This is a genomic window from Mesorhizobium sp. M8A.F.Ca.ET.021.01.1.1, assembly GCF_003998025.1.
GTDB lineage: Bacteria > Pseudomonadota > Alphaproteobacteria > Rhizobiales > Rhizobiaceae > Mesorhizobium.
The window spans coordinates 1-3,347 of sequence record NZ_RZSJ01000646.1; the positions used below are offsets into that span (position 1 = coordinate 1).

The following is a 3,347-nucleotide window of genomic DNA, read 5'->3' on the forward strand; positions in this document are numbered from 1 at the left end:
CGCCGGCGCGCCGGCGTCGGCATCGGCACGCTCTACCGCCATTTCCCTACGCGCGAGCATCTGGTCGAGGTGGTCTATCGCCGCGAGGTGGAGGGGTTGTGCGCAGCGGCTGGCGAGCTTGCGGTAAAACATCCCTCGGATGTCGCGCTGGAAGAATGGATGCGCCGCTTCGTCGATTATATCGCCACCAAGCGCGGCCTGGCGACCAGCCTGCGCATCCTTCTCACCACCAATTCGACGCTGTTTTCCGACACGTCGGGACGAGTGTCGCAGGCGCTGCGGCAACTGGTGGATGCGGCGGTCGCCGACGGCACCATCCGCGGCGACGTCGATGCCTCCGACGTGCTGCACGCGCTGGGCGGCATCTACTCGGCACCCGACACCCCTGAATGGCGCGACCGCTCGCGCCGGCTGGTCAAGCTGTTGATGGATGGCTTGCGGTTCGGGGCTGTAAAGGCGGGATGAAGAGGCGCCTGGACTGCACTAGGCGCGCAAGTCCCGACCTTCGATTCCGAACGGTGATTGGCTATGCTGCGCCGCAAAAGACCAATTATTTCGTATAATTCTCTGGGTCTAATTTTGTTATAAATCGCATATTGAAAATGTAATTTTCGATGATTTGTAGAAAAATCTGGATGTTTTTCCCGAGATGCAACCGGGAATATGTGCGGCTTTACCCGAACAACCTCATGCACTTCGCACGATTAACGGCCTCTTTGGCGTTAGCGGCAAAATCAGGGCGGTTTTTAGTCGGTTTTTAGCCCTCGCTTCACAAAACTATTTCAGCACGGTAAATCTTTTGTGTTGCGCCGCACCATTGCGCGGAAGCACTCATTGGCCAAATGGAAACGCGCGGCGAGGGTTCCGTCAAGTTGACCAACTTGAGCTTTCCGCTGGCAGATATGCGATATCGGACCCGTCCCGGGCGGGCTCGTGGAGCGTGGATTTTGCATTGTCGGCGCTTTGGCGAACATAAGCGCCGGCAAGGATGCGGGTCGTCCGTTGCGAACCCCTTTGACTCTCGAAGCCGGGAATTCGTGGGGATGCCCCGGCAGCCTCATCAGAGATGTTCCGCCGGGGGAAGCGGCTGATGGGAAACTCTCGCGATACCCAGCTGGACGGATTGAGGGCCATCGCCGTCACGTTGGTGCTGTATTCCCATTTCTTCGCGGCGGGAGGCTCTTCTTTCTGGGGCCACATCGGCGTGCGGCTGTTCTTCGTGCTGAGCGGCTTTCTCATCACGCGCCTTCTCCTGGAAGCGCGTTCGGCGGCTGAATTTGAGGCCGCGCCCGCGCTGAGATCCTTCTACATCAGGCGGGCACTGCGAATATTCCCGCCCTATTTTGCCGTGCTGGGCGTCGTCTGGATGGTTGACCTGGAGCATTCCAGGGGATCGCTGATCTGGCATGCGCTTTACCTGTCGAATTTCTGGTACGCGCTGCGCAATGACTGGTCGCCCTGGCTGCTTTGCCATTTCTGGAGCCTGAGCATCGAGGAGCAGTTCTATATCGCCTGGCCGCTGGTCGTCTTGCTGGCGCCACGCCGCCGCCTCGAGGCGATCTGCATCGGCGTCATCGTGCTGTCATTGTCGTATCGCTTTTACTGGCCGATCACTGGAACCCCCGCGCTGGCGCGCGATCTGCTTCCACCGGCTTCCATGGACGCGCTCGCCTCGGGTGCGTGGCTTGCCGTCTACCGAACCAGGGCCACCGTCTTGCCACAGTGGTTACGGCTTGGCTGGCCGGCGCTCGCGGTCGCGTTTTTCGCCCTGCAGTGGTTTGCTCCGGCGCCGCCGGACACTGTCCAGGAATGGGGCCGCTGGCTGCTGTCGCAAATCCTTCCGCTCGGGCCTCTCGTGATGATCGTCGCAAGTTGTTCTCGAGGCCATCGGGGGTACCGGGGCTGGCTTCTCGAACTGCCGCCGCTCACCGCCCTTGGCCGCGTCAGCTATGGCGTCTATCTGTACCACCCCATACTCCTGTCGTTGGCCGTCAAGTCCCAGCCGTGGATCCCCGTCAACGTCTCGGAGCAGGGGGCGGGTCGGTTCCTGGTTGCAGGAACGGCCACCCTTATCCTGGCGTCGGTATCGTGGCTGGTTTTCGAAAAGCCGCTCAACAGCTTCAAGCGCTACTTTCCCTATGTCGCGCCAGGAGCTGGCACGCGCATCCGGGCCCGCGCCGACACGACCGACGCCGGATGGCCCAGAGGCGCGGCAGGGGCTTATCCCGGTGGCTTGCTCGATGGCCGCGAGGCGGCAGGCGATCTTCAACGAACGGATCGGAGCTGACCATGGCCGCTCCCCTGGTATCCGTTCTGCTGCCGGTCTACAACGCGGGACCCTATCTCAGCACCGCGCTCGGCAGCATCCTGCGGCAGGACCACGATCGCCTGGAGGTCATTGCGATCGACGACGGCTCGACGGACAACTCCCTGCAAATCCTGCAGCGGCACCGGCAGGCCGACAATCGGATTTCCATCATCTCCCGCGAAAATCGGGGCCTCATCGCAACCCTCAACGAGGGTTTGGCTGTCGCTCGGGGCGACCTTATCGCCAGGATGGACGCGGACGATATCGCCTATCCGTCACGCCTGTCGCGCCAGGTGGCGCTGTTCGACCGGCAGCCCGATCTCGCTCTGTGTGGCGCCGGCTTCGATACCTTGCTTCGCAACCGCGTCGCCAAGGGTACACCCGATCCGGTCTTCCGGTTCGGCCAGCTCCGTATATTGTCGATGTTCTTCACGATATTCATGCACTCCACGGTTGTATACAACCGGAAAGTCATAAAGGACGACGTTCTATTCTACGACCCGAAATACAAACATGCCGAGGATTTCGACCTCTTCAGGCGGCTCGCCGATCGTTACCCGGCGGCGATGATCCCCGAAAACCTGATCGTCTACCGTATCCATGACGGGAGCGTAACGAGCAGGCACAGGAAGGAGATGCGCCGGACACATCTGACGATCGTGGCCGAGAACCTCGAGCGGGAAGGCCTGGCACAGGATACGCGCGATCTGCGCGACATCGGCGAGGCCGTTTCGACCGACACGGTTCGCCGGGCTGCGGCGTTCATTCTTGCACTCGAGGCAAGGATCTCCGCGCTGCCGACGGAAACGCGGCCGAGTTTTGCGGCCGGCGCGTTGAACCTGTTCTATTTCCTCTACCAACTGATAGGCGACGAAATGCAACCTCCGCTGACGCACGAATTCCTGACGCGGACCGCGAAATGGAATTTCATTCGACGCCGCGAAAAGTACGCGTTGCGTCCCGCCGCCTACGCGCCATTGTTCAGTCTCGTCTCGATGTCGGCCGGCCGCCAGGCGGACGCAGTGGCGCGGTACCTGAA

The 3,347-nt window shown here is 61.3% G+C and carries 3 protein-coding genes; all 3 read left to right on the top strand.

Annotation, left to right across the window (positions count from 1 at the left end; translation table 11 throughout):
* A partial coding sequence (locus EOA36_RS31410) for a TetR/AcrR family transcriptional regulator (RefSeq protein WP_145969407.1) occupies nt 1-465 on the top strand: 465 nt, incomplete at its 5' end.
* Nucleotides 466-1,090: 625 nt separating this feature from the next.
* Complete coding sequence (locus EOA36_RS31415; protein ID WP_127280758.1) at nt 1,091-2,287, top strand: acyltransferase; 1,197 nt, start codon at nt 1,091-1,093, stop codon at nt 2,285-2,287.
* Nucleotides 2,288-2,289: 2 nt separating this feature from the next.
* The coding region (locus EOA36_RS31420) for a glycosyltransferase family 2 protein (RefSeq protein WP_145969408.1) at nt 2,290-3,347 on the top strand (1,058 nt) is incomplete at its 3' end.